This is a genomic window from Streptomyces sp. NBC_00457, from assembly GCF_036014015.1.
In the GTDB taxonomy this organism is placed as follows: domain Bacteria; phylum Actinomycetota; class Actinomycetes; order Streptomycetales; family Streptomycetaceae; genus Streptomyces.
In genome coordinates this window covers 7,509,540-7,525,132 of the sequence record NZ_CP107905.1, presented here as the reverse complement: position 1 = coordinate 7,525,132, position 15,593 = coordinate 7,509,540, and the positions used below count along the sequence as shown (strand labels likewise).

The following is a 15,593-nucleotide window of genomic DNA, read 5'->3' as shown; positions in this document are numbered from 1 at the left end:
TCCTAGTGACGGGTTCCCGGACCCCGCAGGCCCTGGAACCGAACAATCACAGGCTGTCGAGCGCCTTTACGTACTGGTTCAGGTCACGGGCGTCCGGCAGACCGTTGACGACGGTCCAGCGCACGACGCCTTCCTTGTCGATGACGAAGGTCCCGCGCACCGCGCAGCCCTTGTCCTCGTCGAAGACGCCGTAGGCGCGCGAGGTCTCGCCGTGCGGCCAGAAGTCGGACAGCAGGGGGTACTCCAGGCTCTCCTGCTCGGCGAAGACGCGCAGGGTGTGGATGGAGTCGTTGGAGACGGCGAGCAGCCGGGTGTCGCGGTCGGTGAACTTCGGCAGGTTGTCGCGCAGCTCGCACAGCTCGCCGGTGCACACGCCGGTGAAGGCGAACGGGTAGAAGAGCAGCACCACGTTCTTGTCGCCGCGGAAGTCGGACAGCCGCACGGTCCTGCCGTGGTTGTCCTTGAGCTCGAAGTCGGGTGCCTTGTCGCCGACCTGGATCGCCATCGTCGTAGAACCCCTTCGGTGGGCTGTTCGGGTGGTGCGAACACCCTATGCAGCGTCCACCTCGGGCCGTCGGACGGGCTGAGTGAATTCATTCAGCCCGTCCGCCGTTCGGGGACGAGGCCGGGTTACTTCTTGGACTTGGCGGCCTTGGGCGTCACCAGCCGGCTGCCGCTCCAGTCCTTGCCCACGCTGACGCTCTTGGACGCTGACAACCCTGCCGTGGTCGCGGCTTCAGAGATGTCGCTCGGCTCAACGTAGCCGTCGCGGCCGGTCTTCGGCGTCAGCAACAGGATCGAGCCGCCCTCTTCGATGTACGTGGTGGCGTCCACCAGCACATCCGTGAGGTCGCCGTCCTCGTCGCGGAACCAGAGCACCACGGCATCGGCGACGTCGTCGTAGTCCTCGTCCACAAGGTCACTGCCGATCACTTGCTCAATGGCCTCGCGGAGCTCCTGGTCTACGTCGTCGTCGTAGCCGATCTCCTGGACCACCTGCTCGGGCTGGAACCCCAGCCTGACGGCAGGGCTCGTCTCCGCGTGGTCCGCGGTCGCGCTCACGGGTTGCCTCCTGATCATGTCTTGGTGAATATCTCAGCCACGCGCGTGCGCGAAGCATTGGCCGTAGTCCACACGGGCGGGACGGATCGCGCAAGTACCCGGCCGTTCAGACCGCCGAAACGGTGACGATCCTGGCTGTCTCGCCGCAACTCCCGGCAGGACGCCCCAAGCCGTTCGTGACATACGCCACACCTTTCTGCCCTCTTTGTGCGTTTGGGAACCCTATAGGAGCGTCAAGCTTGGGTTACCTCGAAGTAGAGATGACGTTTGGCATGCCGAGGTAGACGATGGTGGACGGTGCTGGGCACCCGCAAACCCCGAAAAGCAGCCCTCCGACAGGTAAGGAACACCGTGGCTTCCGGATCCGATCGAAACCCGATCATCATTGGCGGCCTTCCGAGTCAGGTTCCTGACTTCGATCCCGAGGAAACCCAGGAGTGGCTCGACTCCCTCGACGCCGCCGTGGACGAGCGCGGCCGGGAGCGGGCCCGTTACCTGATGCTGCGGCTGATCGAGCGGGCCCGCGAGAAGCGCGTGGCCGTGCCCGAGATGCGCAGCACGGACTACGTCAACACCATCCCCACCAAGAGTGAGCCGTTCTTCCCGGGCAACGAGGAGATCGAGCGGAAGATCCTCAACGCGACGCGCTGGAACGCCGCGGTGATGGTCTCGCGCGCCCAGCGTCCCGGCATCGGCGTCGGCGGTCACATCGCCACCTTCGCCTCCTCCGCCTCGCTCTACGACGTGGGCTTCAACCACTTCTTCCGCGGCAAGGACGAGGGCGACGGCGGCGACCAGGTCTTCTTCCAGGGGCATGCCTCACCGGGCATCTACGCCCGCGCGTTCCTGCTGGACCGCCTGAGCGAGGAGAACCTGGACGGGTTCCGCCAGGAGAAGTCGAAGGCGCCGCGGGCGCTGTCCAGCTATCCGCATCCGCGGTCGATGCCGGACTTCTGGGAGTTCCCGACGGTGTCGATGGGACTCGGCCCGATCGGCGCGATCTACCAGGCGCGGATGAACCGCTACATGGAGGCGCGCGGCATCGCGGACACCTCCAAGTCGCATGTATGGGCCTTCCTCGGGGACGGCGAGATGGACGAGCCGGAGTCGCTCGGCCAGCTGTCCATCGCCGCCCGTGAGGGCCTCGACAACCTGACCTTCGTCGTCAACTGCAACCTGCAGCGCCTCGACGGCCCGGTGCGCGGCAACGGAAAGATCATCCAAGAGCTGGAGTCGGTCTTCCGGGGCGCCGGCTGGAACGTGATCAAGCTGGTCTGGGACCGCACCTGGGACCCGCTGCTCGCCCAGGACCGCGACGGCGTGCTGGTCAACAAGATGAACACCACGCCGGACGGCCAGTTCCAGACGTACGCCACCGAGACCGGCGCGTACATCCGCGACCACTTCTTCGGCGACGACCACCGGCTGCGCGCGATGGTCGAGAACATGACCGACGACCAGATCCTGCACCTGGGCCGCGGCGGCCACGACCACCGGAAGATCTTCGCGGCGTTCTCGGCGGCCAAGGCGCACAAGGGCCAGCCGACGGTGATCCTGGCCAAGACGATCAAGGGCTGGACGCTCGGCCCGAACTTCGAGGGCCGCAACGCCACGCACCAGATGAAGAAGCTGACGGTCGACGACCTCAAGCGCTTCCGGGACCGGCTGCACCTGCCGATCGCCGACAAGGAGCTGGAGAGCGGGCTCCCGCCGTACTACCACCCGGGGCGGGACTCCGAGGAGATCCAGTACATGCACGACCGCCGCAATGGACTCGGCGGTTACGTCCCGACGCGCGTCGTGCGCTCCAAGCCGCTGACGCTGCCGGAGGACAAGACGTACGCGACCGTGAAGAAGGGCACCGGCCAGCAGTCGATCGCGACGACCATGGCCTTCGTGCGGCTCCTCAAGGACCTCATGCGGGACAAGGAGATCGGCAAGCGGTTCGTGCTGATCGCGCCGGACGAGTACCGCACGTTCGGCATGGACTCGTTCTTCCCGAGCGCGAAGATCTACAACCCACTGGGCCAGCAGTACGAGGCCGTCGACCGGGAACTGCTCCTCGCGTACAAGGAGTCGGCGACCGGGCAGATGCTGCACGACGGCATCTCCGAGGCAGGCTGTACGGCGTCGCTGATCGCGGCGGGTTCGGCGTACGCCACGCATGGCGAGCCGCTCATCCCGGTGTACGTCTTCTACTCGATGTTCGGTTTCCAGCGCACCGGCGACCAGTTCTGGCAGATGGCGGACCAGTTGGCGCGCGGCTTTGTGCTGGGTGCGACGGCGGGCCGTACGACTCTGACCGGTGAGGGTCTGCAACACGCCGACGGGCACTCGCAGTTGCTGGCCTCGACCAACCCGGGCTGTGTGGCGTACGACCCGGCGTACGCGTACGAGATCGCGCACATCGTGCAGGACGGGCTGCGCCGGATGTACGGCAGCGACGAGGAGCATCCGCACGGCGAGGACGTCTTCTACTACCTCACCGTCTACAACGAGCCGATCCAGCACCCGGCCGAGCCTGCCGACGTCGATGTCGAGGGCATCCTCAAGGGCATCCACCGGATCTCGGCCGGGACGGCGGGGTCGATTCCGGCGCAGGTCATGGCGTCCGGGGTCGCGGTGCCGTGGGCGCTGGAGGCGCAGCGGATCCTCGCCGAGGAGTGGAACGTGAAGGCCGACGTGTGGTCGGCGACCTCCTGGAACGAGCTGCGGCGCGAGGCCGTGGCGTGCGAGGAGCACAACCTGCTGCATCCCGAGGAGGAGCAGCGGGTGCCGTGGGTGACGCGGAAGCTGAGCGGCGCCGAGGGACCGTTCGTGGCGGTTTCCGACTGGATGCGGGCGGTTCCGGACCAGATCTCGCGGTGGGTGCCCGGGACTTACCAGTCGCTGGGGGCCGACGGCTTCGGGTTCGCGGACACGCGGGGGGCGGCTCGGCGGTTCTTCCACATCGACGCGCAGTCGATCGTGGTGGGTGTGCTGACCGAGCTGGCGAAGGAGGGGAAGGTGGACCGGTCGGTGCTGAAGCAGGCCGTCGACCGGTACCAGTTGCTGGATGTCTCGGCCGCCGACCCCGGGGTCGCGGGGGGCGACGCGTAGCGCCGCGCGCGGCTTGGCAGTTGAAAGGGCGGTGAGGCCTGCGGCTTCACCGCCCTTTCACGTTCCCTACGATGCGGGCATGGATGCGGGCTTGAGGGATGCGGGCTTGGTGGAGCAATCGGCGCAGGAGCGTTGGGAACAGCGCACCCAGCGGCCGTTGATGGTGCTTGCCGTGCTGTTCGCCGTCGCCTATGCCGTGCCGATCGTGAACCCGTCCGCGGGGCGCTCGCTGACGGTGGCCTGCTCGGTGGTCGAGTGGGTGGTGTGGGGGGCGTTCGCCGCCGACTATCTGGTGCGGCTCGTACTGGCGCGGCACCGGGCGGAGTTCGTACGGCGGCACTGGCTGGACCTGTGTGCGGTGGTGCTGCCGCTCGTGCAGCCGTTGCGGTTGCTGCGGGTCGTGTCCACGGTGTTGCTGGTGGGGCAGCGGGCGCGGATGGCCTCGCAGATCCGGCTGACGACGTATGTCGCCGGGGCGGTGGTGGCGTTGCTGATGTTCGGGTCGCTCGCGGTGCTGTCGGTGGAGCGGGAGTCGCCGGACGGGAACATCAAGACGCTGGGTGACGCGGTGTGGTGGTCCTTCACGACGATGACGACCGTGGGGTACGGCGATCATGCGCCGACCACCGGGCTGGGGCGGATTCTGGCGGTCGGGCTGATGTTGTCCGGGATCGCGCTGCTGGGTGTCGTCACGGCTAACATCGCTGCGTGGTTCATCGCGCGGTTCGAGTCCGATGACGTGGAGGAGCGGCGGCAGACGGAGGCGATCGCCCTGCTGACGGAGGAGGTTCGGGCGTTGCGGGCGGAGGTCGCGGCGTTGTCCGGGGCGGCGGGGGTTGTGGTGCCGGGGGGTCGGGACGGGCAGCGTCAGTAGTCGCGTTGCCCGGGGTGGGGGCTGAGGCGGGGGTGGGTCGCGCAGCCCGGCGCTTACGGGGTGCCGCCTGCGCCCACCCGTGCCGCCCCAGGCGGCACGACTGCCCGCAGGCTGACGGAGTCGTGACGCCCGCAGGTTTGCGCCCCGTAGGGGCGCGGGGAACTGCGCGACCAGCCCCCACCGGCCCGCAGGTCTCCGCTTAGAACAGGCCCTGGCCCGGAGTTGTCGTGCCTGCCAGCCAGAGGATGGCCAGGAGCGTGTCGATCGCCCCGAGGACGAGCGCGATGAGGGCCGGGAGTGGGCGGGCTGTTGACCAGGTTCGGCCCATGGAGAGCCAGCCGCAGACCATGGCCACGGGGCCGAGAATGATGCCCAGGGTGAAGAAGCCGGCGATGGCGCAGATCGCTCCGATGATGCCGAGGGTCGCGCGATCCGGCCCGGTCCGTGACCACGTCCGGCCACGTGAGCGGGGGTACCTGCGCGTTCCGTGTCCGAAGCCCGCCATGTCAACTCCCGGGGCCCGTCGATCGGTTCGGTCGGCGGGACGAGTACCCCCGGTGCCGTTCCTAATCATGCGGAACTGCGGCGCGCCGCCCCCCTCCGGCAGCGCGCCGCAGTCCCGGTCGCCCTTCTCGTCGTACGAACTTGCCTCTGGAACATGCCGCACGAAGGACGTGACCACTGTGAACCGCGGCGCGTGCCGGGTGCGAGGAATCTTTAGCGTTGTCACCCTGATGGGCGAAATCGCCGTGGATTCCGCGGTGTTGAGCGCCTAGATGTGAGCCGCCCCCGCTCCCGCCTCCGCGTTCTCGCCCCGCTTGGTGAGGAACGCGACCAGGACGGCCACCGCGGCAACTCCCGCCGCCACGAGGGACGCCAGGCTCATGCCGGAGATGAAGGTGTCGTGGGCCACGTCGGTGATCTTCGCGGCGATCGCCTCCGGCGTGCCCTTGGCGATCGGGGCCATACCGACCTGGACCGCCTCGGAAGCCTGGGCCTCCTGGGCCGGGGTGAGCTGCGGAAGACCCGCGTCCGCCCAGTTGCCCGCGAGGTCGCTGTCGACCTTGGAGGCCATCACGGCGCCCAGCACGGCCGTACCGAGGCTGCCGCCGATCTGCATCGCGGCCTGCTGGAGGCCGCCCGCGACGCCGGAGAGCTCCATCGGGGCGTTGCCGACGATGACTTCGGTGGCGCCGACCATGACCGGCGCGAGGCCGAGGCCCAGGAGCGCGAACCAGAGGGACATCAGGGCGCTGCTCGTGTCCGTCTCCAGCGTGGACATGCCGTACATGGCGATGGCGGTGCACGCCATGCCGCCGGCCAGCGGTACGCGCGGGCCGAGCTTGGTGATCATCGCGCCCGCGAGCGGGGAGCCGACGATCATCATGCCGGTGAGCGGAAGCAGGTGCAGACCGGCGTCGATCGGGCCCATGCCGTGCACGTTCTGCAAGTAGAAGGTCACGAAGAACAGGCCGCCCATGAACGCGATGGCCATCAGGACCATCAGGACCACGCCGGCGGACAGCGGGATCGAGCGGAACAGGGCCAGCGGGATCAGCGGTTCCTTGACCCTCTTCTCCCACAGGGCGAACAGCACGAAGCCCACCACCGACACCGCCACGAACAGCCAGGTCTTCCCGGCGCCCCAGCCCCACTCGGGCGCATTGATCAGCGCCCAGACCAGGCAGAACATCGCGCCCGAGAGCAGGCCGATGCCGAGGAGGTCGAAGGAGCGCGGCGCGTTCTCGGCGCGGTGGTCGAGGAGGATCCACGCGCCGAGGGCGACGGCCAGGATGCCGACGGGCACGTTGATGAAGAACACCGACTGCCAGTTGACGTGCTCGACGAGCACGCCGCCGAGGATCGGGCCGCCGGCGGTGGAGGCGCCGATGACCATGCCCCAGATGCCGATGGCCATGTTGAGCTTCTCGGCCGGGAAGGTGGCCCGCAGCAGGCCGAGCGCGGCCGGCATCAGCAGAGCGCCGAACAGGCCCTGCAGGACGCGGAAGGTGACGACGAGCCCGATGCTGCTGGACAGGCCGATGGCCCCGGACGCCACGGCGAAGCCGACGACGCCGATCAGGAAGGTCTGGCGGTGACCGAAGCGGTCGCCGAGCTTGCCCGCGGTGATCAAGGAGACCGCGAGGGCGAGGAAGTAGCCGTTGGTGATCCACTGCACCTCGGCGAAGGTGGCGCCGAGGTCCTGCTGGATGGCCGGGTTGGCGATGGCCACGATGGTGCCGTCGAGGGCCACCATCATGACGCCGACAGCGACGGTTATGAGGGTGAACCACGGGTGGCCGCGCAGCCCCTTGGCCGGGCCGGCGTCCGACGGGGCTTGTGGTGTTTTGTCCCCCGGCCCCGTCTTGTCGATGGTGGTCTGACTAGTCATGCGTTCGAGGCTAATGACAGCCACTGACAATTGACAAACCAATTCACAAGCCGGTAACTGACACACATGGAAACACTGCGCGAACGCAAGAAGCAGCGCACCCGGGACGCGCTGCTACGCGCCGCGCTCGAACTGTTCACCACGCGCGGGTACGAGCAGACGACCGTCGACGACATCTCCGAGGCCGTCGAGGTCTCGCAGCGCACCTTCTTCCGCTACTTCGCGAGCAAGGAGGAGGCCGCCTTCTTCGCCGCACGCCTCGCCGAGTCACGCTTCGTCGAGGCCGTACGAGCCCGTCCGCCCCACGAGGCTCCGTTGGAGGCGCTGCGCCGGGCCGTCCTGGAGAGCTGGGACACCATCGGCGAGGCCATCGAGGAAGTGGTGCCGCTCGAACTGCACATGCGCATCTACCGGATGATCGAAGCGACACCCTCCCTGCTCGCCGCTCATCTGCGGCGCTCGGCGGAGCTGGAGGAGGAAATGGCCCGCATCATCGCCGAGCGCGAGGGGCTCGACGTGGACACCGATCCGCGGCCACGTCTCGTCGTGGCGGTCTTCGGCTCGGTCATCAGGGTCACGGAGCGGATGTGGTCCGAGGGGGACGACTTCAGCCCGGCGGCGATGCGTGAGCTGACCGCCACCTACCTGGAACAACTGGGTCCGGCGCTGATGGGGAACTGGCGAACGAACTGAGGTCATCGTCACGTAACCCCCAAACGTGATACCCGTCACTTGGTTAACGCGAGACCGTCTCGTTCTCCTAGTGTGTCCTCCCAGTGACTTCCTTCGACACCTCTCCCCAATTGAACGTCTGGCGCGCACTGCTCGCGCTGGCCGTGGTGTTCGTGATGCTGGCGACCACGGGGTGGACCGCCCTGCGGCACCAGCGGACGTCCACCCCGCTCCAGGCCTCGGTCACCGCATGGGAGCACGGCCGTATCAACGGTCACCGCCTCCCCGACCCGGACGCCGGTCCCGCTCTGCTCACCCGCTTCTTCGCCACGCTCACCGCGGCGCAGCGCATCGACCTCGCGCAGCGCTACTCCCTCGCGGTCGGCAACATGAACGGCGCCCCGGTCGAGCTGCGCTACCGCGCCAACCGGATCGCCATCGACCAGGCACGCAAGGTCGAGCGAAAACGCATGCACGACGAGCGCCTGACGCCCGACGGGCAGCAGGAGGCGGGGCGCCGTATGCACCGCCTCGAGTCGCTGATGCTGGCCGAGCGCAAGATCCTCGCCTTCGACCCCGCGGGCGGCGGGCGGGTCGCCGAGGTCTTCGGCAACCTGGACAAGGCCGAGCGCGTCTCCGTTGTCGTGCCCGGTGTCGACACAGACCTGCTCTCCTTCCAGAAGACGGCCCGCAAGTACACGGCGACCGCCGGTATGGCCGAATCCCTCTACCACGCCGAGCGCGAGGCGAGCCCTTCGACGCGTACGGCCGTGATCGCCTGGGCCGACTACACCGCCCCCGCCGGTCTCGGCATCGAGTCGGCCACCGCGACACGCGCCACCGAGGGAGCCGTACGTCTGAACTCGCTGGTCAGGGCGTTGCCCGGGGCCTCGGCCGTCTCACTGTTCTGCCACAGCTACGGCTCCGTGGTGTGCGGGCTCGCCGCGCACACGCTGCCCGGCCGGGTGGCCGACATAGCCGTGGCCGGCAGCCCCGGCATGCGGGTCGCCAAGGCGTCCCATCTGCGCACCTCCGCTCATGTGTGGGCGATGCGGGACGCCGACGACTGGATCGAGGACGTGCCGTATCTCGAGCTCGGCGGGCTGGGGCACGGTGCCGATCCGATGTCCCGTGCGTTCGGGGCGCGGGTGCTGGGGGCGCGGGACGCGAAGGGGCACGGCGGCTATTTCGAGCCCGGTACGGAGAGTCTGCTGAACTTCGCCGAGATCGGAATTGGCGCGTACGACTCGGTGCACTGCGCCGACGATGACGAAGGCTGCCGGGCGGGTTTGTCCGGCAGCGCCACGGCCGGACGCGCGTAGAGGCGCAAGAAACTGCGGTTTGCGCGGGGAGGGGACGAAGGAGCTCGTGCCGCATACGATGAGCCGCATGGGTGACGTACTGGCCGGATTTCATGCCGCCTGGGAGTTCGAGTCCGACTCCGTGCTCATCCGCTATGAACGGGGGATTCGAACACCCAAGCTGTTCCAGGTGCTCGGCGAGCGGCGTGTGCCGCTCGCGGCTCTGCAGGGGGTGACGCTCACCCACGGCAAGCGCGGCACGGTGATCCTGCGGGCCGAGCCGCGGCCGGGGGCGGATCCGCTGCTGGAGGCGGCCGCCGGCCAGCTGAAGGAGGGCAGCGATCCCTACCGGCTGGTGTTGCCGGCCGACAAGGAGACGCTGGCCGAGTACTACGCCGACGAGCTGCGGGCCGCGCTGACCGAGAGCGGGCCGGCGGAACGGTATCTGGTGGCCGCGCCGGATGCTCCGCGGGCCTTCAAGGCGTACGACGCGAAGGCGTCCTTCGACGGTCGTTCGGTGTCGTTCCGGTGGTTCTGGACCGGGGCGTCGTCCGCGAAGTGGAAGGCCGGGGACCAGACGTTCGCCGTCGGCGACCTGAGTGGGGTCGAGTGGCGGTCGCCGGAGGTCTTCGAGGGGTATCTGCGGTTGCTGCGGCGCGATGCGGCTGTGCCGGCGCCCGCACAGGCCGATCAGGATCCGGGGGCTGTGGTGTTCGGGTTGGGGTACGGGCCCGTGCATGAGTCGTTGCCGTTCGCGGCGGCTGTGTTGGCGGCCGTACGGGAGTGCGGGCCGGTTGCGGCGGTGCCGGCGAGCGCGCCGAGGCGCGATCCCGCCGACATCGCCGAGCGGATCCGTCATCTTGGGGAGCTGCATCAGGCTGGGCTGGTGACGGATGAGGAGTTCTCGTCCAAGAAGGCGGAGTTGTTGGCAGAGCTTTAGCGTCTGCCGGGTTCGGTTGTCGGGCTGGTGCAGGCCGTCTGTGGCTGGTCGCGCAGTTCCCCGCGCCCCTGAGGGCGTTGCACTACTCCCTGCCTGCCGATGTGAACGTCATGTCCGCGTACCTGTTGCCCGACACCTTTCCGGCGATCGGGTCCAGCAGCGCCAGGTCCTCCTCGCTCAGCACGATCCGCGTGGCCGCCGTGTTCTCCTCGACCCGGCTCGGCTTGCGGGTGCCCGGGATCGGGACCGCGGGGAGGCCGGCCTGGGTTGCCTGTTGGTGGACCCAGGCGAGGGCGATCTGGCCGAGGGAGGCTTCGTGGACGTCGGCGACTGTGCGGATCGGGTCCAGGAGGGCCACGTTGGCGGCAGCGTTGTCGCCGGTGAAGCGGGGCTGCTGGCGGCGGAAGTCGTCGGGCGTCAGATCCTTGTCGGCGGCGGCGAAGGAGCCCGTGAGGAAGCCCCGGCCGAGCGGGGAGTACGGCACGAGCGCCACGCCCAGGTCGCGGGCCGCGGGAATCACGTGCGCCTCGATGTCGCGGCTGAACAGCGACCACTCGGACTGCACGGCCGCGATGGGGTGCACGGCGTGGGCGGCGCGCAGTTCGGCGGCCGTCACCTCGCTCAGGCCCAGGTGTTTGACCTTGCCCTCGCGGACCAGTTCGGCCATGACGCCGACGGTCTCCTCGATGGGGACGTTCACGTCCCGGCGGTGCATGTAGTACAGGTCGATGACGTCGACGTCCAGGCGCTTCAGGCTCGCCTCGACGGCCTGGCGGATGTACGGCGGGTCGTTGCGGATGACGCGCCGCGTCGGGTCGTCCGGCGGGATCGACAGGGCGAACTTGGTGGCGATGACCAGTTCGTCGCGGTGGGCCTTGAAGAAGGGGGACAGGAACTTCTCGTTCTCCCCGGCGCCGTACGCGTCCGCCGTGTCGTACAGGGTGACGCCCAGTTCCAGCGCCCGCTCCAGGGTGGCCCGGGACTCCTTCTCGTCCGTCGGACCGTAGGCGAAGCTCATACCCATGCAGCCGAGGCCCTGGACGCCGACCTCGGGGCCGCCGTGCTCGCCCAGCCGGGTCGTGGGGATCCTGGTGCTGTCGGTCATCGGGGCCTCTCCGACGCCAGGGCACGCCCGGCGTCCGCGTAGAAGTTGATCTTCCGGTCGAGTACGGCGAGGGTGTCGTTCAGCTCCGCGATCCGGGCGCGTACGTCCCGTCGGGTCGCCTCGAGGAGTTCGTACCGTTCGCCGTAGGTGTGGTCGCCCGCGCGCACCAGCTCGGCGTACCGCACCATGTCGGCGACCGGCATGCCGGTGAGCCGGAGCTTGCCGACGAGGTCGAGCCAGTCCAGGTCGCGGTTGCTGTAGCGGCGCTGGCCGGTGTGCGAGCGGTCGATGTGCGGCATCAGACCGATGCGCTCGTACCAGCGCAGGGTGTGCGCGGTCAGACCGGTGAACGCGGCGACCTCGCTGATCGTGTAGCTGTCCTGGCCGTCCGGCCGCCGATCGACATGCGGCGGGCCTGCGCAGGTGTCGGTCCTGGTACTCGTGGTGTCCATCACCGTCATGGCCTCAACGCTATGGCCTTGGAGTGCACTCCAGGCAAGCCGACCGTGAGAAATCGGCAAGACTCCACGGGCTGTTGTTACTAGCGTGCGGGCCATGAGTCTCGTACGCCGTGCCACAGTCGAGGACGCGGAGGAAGTGCTCCGTCTGCGTCAGGTCATGATCGATTCCGTGTTCTCCACAGGGTCCGAAACCGACTGGCATACCGCGTCCCTCCCCACCCTCCGGGACCGGCTCGCCGACCCCGACGGGAACTTCGCCGCGTTCGTCGTCGACCATCCGGAACGGCCGGGGGCGCTGGCGGCCCTGGTGGCGGGGACGGTCGAGTACCGCATCGGAAAGGCCGGGAATCCGCACGGGCGGGTCGGGTACGTCTTCAGCGTCGCCACAGACGCTGACGCGCGACGTCGCGGGTACTCGCGCGCGTGCATGGCGGAGCTGCTGGAGTGGTTCCGGGAGCGGGGCGTCGGGCAGGTGGATCTCACCGCCTCCGAGGACGCCGAGCCGCTGTACGCCTCGCTGGGCTTCGCGCGTACGAACGACCCCTTCATGCGCCTGAAATTCTGAGCAGCTTACGCTCGACGCATGTCCATGAAGAGCCTCGCGTTGATCGAGAACTGGCCGGTTTCCACCGCCGCGGCGGCCGTCGTACGAGCCGACGGCACCGTCCTCGGGTCCCACGGCCCGACCGGCCACCGGTTCCCCCTCGCCTCGGTCACCAAGCCGCTCGCCGCATACGCCGCCCTCGTCGCGTACGAGGAGGGCGCCGTCGAACTCGACGAACCGGCAGGCCCGCCCGGCTCGACCGTCCGTCACCTGCTCGCCCACACCTCGGGGCTCGCCTTCGACGAACACCGCGTCACCTCCGCACCCGGCGAGCGGCGGCTGTACTCCAACGCGGGTTTCGAGCAGCTCGGCGACCACATCGCGAAAGCCACGGACATCCCCTTCGCCGAGTACCTGCGCCAGGCGGTGCTGGAGCCCCTGGGCATGACCTCGACGACGCTGGAGGGCTCCCCCGCGAAGGACGGCGTCTCGACGGTCGACGACCTCACCCGCTTCGCCGCCGAGGTCCAGGCCCCCCGCCTCCTCGACCCCCGCACGGTCGCCGCGGCCATGACCGTCCAGTACCCGGGCACCAAGGGCGTCCTGCCGGGATACGGACACCAGAACCCCAACGACTGGGGCCTCGGCTTCGAGATCCGCGACTCCAAGTCCCCCCACTGGACCGGCGCTTCCTCCTCACCGCGCACCTTCGGCCACTTCGGCCAATCCGGTACGTTCCTCTGGATCGACCCGGACGCCAGGCTGGCCTGCGTCGCCCTAACGGACCGCGCCTTCGGCCCCTGGGCGGTCGAGGTGTGGCCGCCGTTCACGGACGCGGTCCTGACCGAGGCCCGCTGAACCCCGCCTACTTCTCAGGCAGTTCCCACACCAGCACCTCGGCCGGAGCGGACACGCCCAGAAGTTCGAGATCCTTCTCCCCAGCGGCCCGCACCGCGTCCCCGGGCCCCAGCTCATACGGACCGAGCCGGACGACCCCGCGCACCACATGCACATACGTCAAAGGCGCATCCGGCACCGCAGTCCGCTCCCCCGCCGCGAGCCGCCGCACATGCAGCATCGCCCCCGCCTCCGGAACGGCGTACGGCGTGGAGTCCGCGATGCCGCGCACGGTCTCGTAGGCGGGATCACCACCCGGCTCCAACGGCGCCAGCCACATCTGCACGAACGTGAGCGGCCCCGTACCGTCGTTCCGCTCCACATGCCGCACCCCGGCCGCCGAACTCAGCCGCTGAACATCACCGGCCCGGATCACCGTCTCGTGCCCCTGCGAGTCCCGGTGCGTCAGCTCCCCCTCGACCACCCAGGTCACCAGCTCGGTATGGCTGTGCGGATGCTCGTCGAAACCGGCGCCGGGCGCCAGTCGCTCCTCATTACAGGCGATCACCGGCCCGAAGCGAAGATTGTCGGGGTCGTAATGCGAGCCGAACGAAAAGGCGTGCCACGACTCGATGCCGGCCGCGGGCTCGCCTCCGAGGTACCGGTCAGCCGCACGCCTTACATCCATCACGCCCCCCACCGTAGCCCGCCCCAACAGACGGCAAGGGCCCACCAACGAGCACCGTCCCCACGCGCCGGCCGCGAGGGAGCCGCAGGGGGCGCGCCGGTGTCGAGACGGCGAACGCGCGGAGGCGCGAAGCGTCGAGCACGATCGCCGTCTCGACACCGGCAGTGAGCGCCCCCGAAGGCGACCGAGCAATTCAGCACAGCGGCGCGAAGCGTCGAGCACGATCGCCGTCTCGACACCGGCATTAAGCGCCCCCGAAGGCGACCGAGCCATCCAACACAGCGCGTCGCCAGCCGCTAGACGCCGGCCCGGGGGGCGACCGAGCCATCCAGCACAACCCCGCCCGCACGCACCGACGTCCCGATAAGGCAGTCTTGTCCACGTGCCCGAACCCGAATCCAGCAAGCCCCCCGCCGCAGCCCACGCCCCCCACCCCCACCCCGCAACCCTCAAGCGGCTGGAGAAGTCGTCGGGAAGTCTCGCCGCGCAAGCCATCGCGCGCATGGACGAGACGCTGCCGTGGTACCGGGCCATGCCCCCGGAGAACCGTTCCTGGATCGGTCTGGTGGCCCAGGCGGGCATCGCCGCGTTCACCGAGTGGTTCCGGCACCCCGACGCCCCCCAGGCGATCTCCACCGACGTGTTCGGAACCGCGCCGCGTGAGCTGACCCGGGCCATCACCCTCCGCCAGACCGTCGAGATGGTGCGCACCACCATCGAGGTCATGGAGTCCGCGATCGACGAGGTGGCGGCGCCCGGCGACGAGAACGTGCTGCGCGAGGCGCTGCTCGTCTACGCCCGCGAGATCGCCTTCGCCACCGCCCAGGTCTACGCCCAGGCCGCCGAGGCACGCGGTGCCTGGGACGCGCGCCTGGAGTCGCTGGTCGTGAACGCGGTCCTCAGCGGGGAGGCCGACGAGGGCGCGGTGTCGCGCGCCGCCGCCCTCGGCTGGAACGCTCCCGAGCATGTGTGCGTGGTGTTGGGTACGGCGCCGGACGGTGACAGTGAGTTGACCGTGGAGGCGATCCGGCGGGCGGCCCGGCATGCCAAGTTGCAGGTGCTCACCGGGGTGCTCGGGAACCGGCTCGTGGTGATCGCGGGCGGCAGCGACAACCCCCTCGCGGTGGCCAAGTCGCTGATCGGGCCGTATGCCGCCGGGCCGGTGGTGGCGGGTCCCGTCGTACCGGATCTGCTGGCCGCGACCCGGTCCGCGCAGGCCGCCGCGGCGGGGCTTAAGGCGTGTTCTGCCTGGCAGGACGCCCCGCGGCCGGTGCTGGCCGACGATCTGCTGCCGGAGCGCGCGATGGCCGGGGACCCGAGCGCTCGTGAGCAGCTGGTGGAGGAGATCTACAGACCGCTGGAGGAAGCCGGGTCGGCGCTCCTGGAGACGCTCTCCGTCTATCTCGAGCAGGCGAGCAGCCTCGAGGGCGCGGCGCGCATGCTGTTCGTCCATCCCAACACCGTGCGCTACCGGCTCCGACGTGTGACTGACGTCACCGGCTGGTCGCCATCAGATGTACGGTCGGCGTTCACGTTGCGGATCGCGCTGATCCTGGGACGTCTGGCCGATGGAGATCCGCAGACCTAACCTTTTGTCGGGGGCCTACAAAACCCCTTC

Annotated in this window: 15 protein-coding genes; 8 read left to right on the top strand and 7 right to left on the bottom strand. The window is 69.2% G+C overall.

The features are described 5' to 3' along the window. Positions 1 to 46: 46 nt before the first annotated feature. Both OG828_RS34295 and OG828_RS34290 read right to left on the bottom strand, forming a co-directional pair. Positions 47 to 505: a peroxiredoxin gene (locus OG828_RS34295; RefSeq protein ID WP_328365383.1), complete on the bottom strand. Its 459-nt coding sequence runs from the start codon at positions 503 to 505 to the stop codon at positions 47 to 49. A gap of 125 nt (positions 506 to 630) precedes the next feature. Next, on the bottom strand, positions 631 to 1,062 hold the full coding sequence (locus tag OG828_RS34290) for a DUF3052 domain-containing protein (RefSeq protein ID WP_020116104.1): 432 nt from the start codon (positions 1,060 to 1,062) through the stop codon (positions 631 to 633). A gap of 351 nt (positions 1,063 to 1,413) precedes the next feature. Here OG828_RS34290 and aceE point away from each other — a divergent pair, with 351 nt between their 5' ends. After that, the gene (gene aceE, locus OG828_RS34285; protein WP_328365336.1) at positions 1,414 to 4,161 is read left to right on the top strand and encodes a pyruvate dehydrogenase (acetyl-transferring), homodimeric type; all 2,748 of its coding nucleotides are present in this window, start codon (positions 1,414 to 1,416) and stop codon (positions 4,159 to 4,161) included. Positions 4,162 to 4,267: 106 nt separating this feature from the next. Further along, complete coding sequence (locus OG828_RS34280; RefSeq protein WP_328503345.1) at positions 4,268 to 5,035, top strand: potassium channel family protein; 768 nt, start codon at positions 4,268 to 4,270, stop codon at positions 5,033 to 5,035. A 199-nt stretch (positions 5,036 to 5,234) separates the two neighbouring features. Here OG828_RS34280 and OG828_RS34275 read toward each other — a convergent pair whose 3' ends face one another. Both OG828_RS34275 and OG828_RS34270 read right to left on the bottom strand, forming a co-directional pair. After that, positions 5,235 to 5,540 (bottom strand): small hydrophobic protein, encoded by a 306-nt coding sequence (locus OG828_RS34275; protein ID WP_210573918.1) that lies wholly within the window; start codon positions 5,538 to 5,540, stop codon positions 5,235 to 5,237. A 267-nt stretch (positions 5,541 to 5,807) separates the two neighbouring features. Next, on the bottom strand, positions 5,808 to 7,427 hold the full coding sequence (locus OG828_RS34270) for an MFS transporter (protein ID WP_328503344.1): 1,620 nt from the start codon (positions 7,425 to 7,427) through the stop codon (positions 5,808 to 5,810). A 66-nt stretch (positions 7,428 to 7,493) separates the two neighbouring features. On the opposite strand from OG828_RS34270, the gene OG828_RS34265 reads away from it, so the two are divergent. The 3 genes from OG828_RS34265 (at position 7,494) to OG828_RS34255 (ending at position 10,340) form a co-directional block, all read left to right on the top strand. Then, positions 7,494 to 8,120 carry a TetR family transcriptional regulator gene (locus tag OG828_RS34265; protein ID WP_328365323.1) on the top strand — a complete coding sequence of 209 codons (627 nt, stop codon included), beginning with the start codon at positions 7,494 to 7,496 and terminating at the stop codon, positions 8,118 to 8,120. An 83-nt stretch (positions 8,121 to 8,203) separates the two neighbouring features. Then, the gene (locus OG828_RS34260; RefSeq protein ID WP_328365320.1) at positions 8,204 to 9,421 is read left to right on the top strand and encodes an alpha/beta hydrolase; all 1,218 of its coding nucleotides are present in this window, start codon (positions 8,204 to 8,206) and stop codon (positions 9,419 to 9,421) included. A 58-nt stretch (positions 9,422 to 9,479) separates the two neighbouring features. Then, on the top strand, positions 9,480 to 10,340 hold the full coding sequence (locus OG828_RS34255; RefSeq protein ID WP_328372411.1) for a DUF4429 domain-containing protein: 861 nt from the start codon (positions 9,480 to 9,482) through the stop codon (positions 10,338 to 10,340). A gap of 82 nt (positions 10,341 to 10,422) precedes the next feature. Here OG828_RS34255 and OG828_RS34250 read toward each other — a convergent pair whose 3' ends face one another. Both OG828_RS34250 and OG828_RS34245 read right to left on the bottom strand, forming a co-directional pair. Next, positions 10,423 to 11,445: an aldo/keto reductase gene (locus tag OG828_RS34250; RefSeq protein ID WP_328503343.1), complete on the bottom strand. Its 1,023-nt coding sequence runs from the start codon at positions 11,443 to 11,445 to the stop codon at positions 10,423 to 10,425. Beyond that, entirely contained in the window at positions 11,442 to 11,906 is a 465-nt protein-coding gene (locus OG828_RS34245; RefSeq protein ID WP_328503342.1) for a MerR family transcriptional regulator, read from the bottom strand. Before OG828_RS34245 ends, OG828_RS34250 begins: the two co-directional genes overlap by 4 nt. A 94-nt stretch (positions 11,907 to 12,000) precedes the next feature. Here OG828_RS34245 and OG828_RS34240 point away from each other — a divergent pair, with 94 nt between their 5' ends. Further along, positions 12,001 to 12,471: a GNAT family N-acetyltransferase gene (locus OG828_RS34240; RefSeq protein ID WP_328365314.1), complete on the top strand. Its 471-nt coding sequence runs from the start codon at positions 12,001 to 12,003 to the stop codon at positions 12,469 to 12,471. Positions 12,472 to 12,489: 18 nt separating this feature from the next. Next, a complete protein-coding gene (locus OG828_RS34235) occupies positions 12,490 to 13,308 on the top strand; it encodes a serine hydrolase domain-containing protein (RefSeq protein ID WP_328503341.1) in 819 nt (272 codons plus the stop codon). Between the two features lie 7 nt (positions 13,309 to 13,315). Here OG828_RS34235 and OG828_RS34230 read toward each other — a convergent pair whose 3' ends face one another. Continuing rightward, positions 13,316 to 13,978, bottom strand: coding sequence for a pirin family protein (locus OG828_RS34230; RefSeq protein WP_328503340.1), 663 nt, complete (start codon positions 13,976 to 13,978; stop codon positions 13,316 to 13,318). Positions 13,979 to 14,357: 379 nt separating this feature from the next. On the opposite strand from OG828_RS34230, the gene fasR reads away from it, so the two are divergent. Beyond that, a complete protein-coding gene (gene fasR / locus OG828_RS34225; protein WP_328365306.1) occupies positions 14,358 to 15,563 on the top strand; it encodes a fatty acid biosynthesis transcriptional regulator FasR in 1,206 nt (401 codons plus the stop codon). Positions 15,564 to 15,593 lie beyond the last annotated feature (30 nt).

Bases quoted from the DNA above. Each gene is read 5' to 3' on its own strand.
- OG828_RS34295 (WP_328365383.1), bottom strand. From the start codon at position 505: ATGGCGATCCAGGTCGGCGACAAGGCACCCGACTTCGAGCTCAAGGAC.
- OG828_RS34275 (WP_210573918.1), bottom strand. From the start codon at position 5,540: ATGGCGGGCTTCGGACACGGAACGCGCAGGTACCCCCGCTCACGTGGC.
- OG828_RS34270 (WP_328503344.1), bottom strand. From the start codon at position 7,427: ATGACTAGTCAGACCACCATCGACAAGACGGGGCCGGGGGACAAAACA.
- OG828_RS34265 (WP_328365323.1), top strand. From the start codon at position 7,494: ATGGAAACACTGCGCGAACGCAAGAAGCAGCGCACCCGGGACGCGCTG.
- OG828_RS34255 (WP_328372411.1), top strand. From the start codon at position 9,480: ATGAGCCGCATGGGTGACGTACTGGCCGGATTTCATGCCGCCTGGGAG.
- OG828_RS34250 (WP_328503343.1), bottom strand. From the start codon at position 11,445: ATGACCGACAGCACCAGGATCCCCACGACCCGGCTGGGCGAGCACGGC.
- OG828_RS34245 (WP_328503342.1), bottom strand. From the start codon at position 11,906: ATGACGGTGATGGACACCACGAGTACCAGGACCGACACCTGCGCAGGC.
- OG828_RS34240 (WP_328365314.1), top strand. From the start codon at position 12,001: ATGAGTCTCGTACGCCGTGCCACAGTCGAGGACGCGGAGGAAGTGCTC.
- OG828_RS34235 (WP_328503341.1), top strand. From the start codon at position 12,490: ATGTCCATGAAGAGCCTCGCGTTGATCGAGAACTGGCCGGTTTCCACC.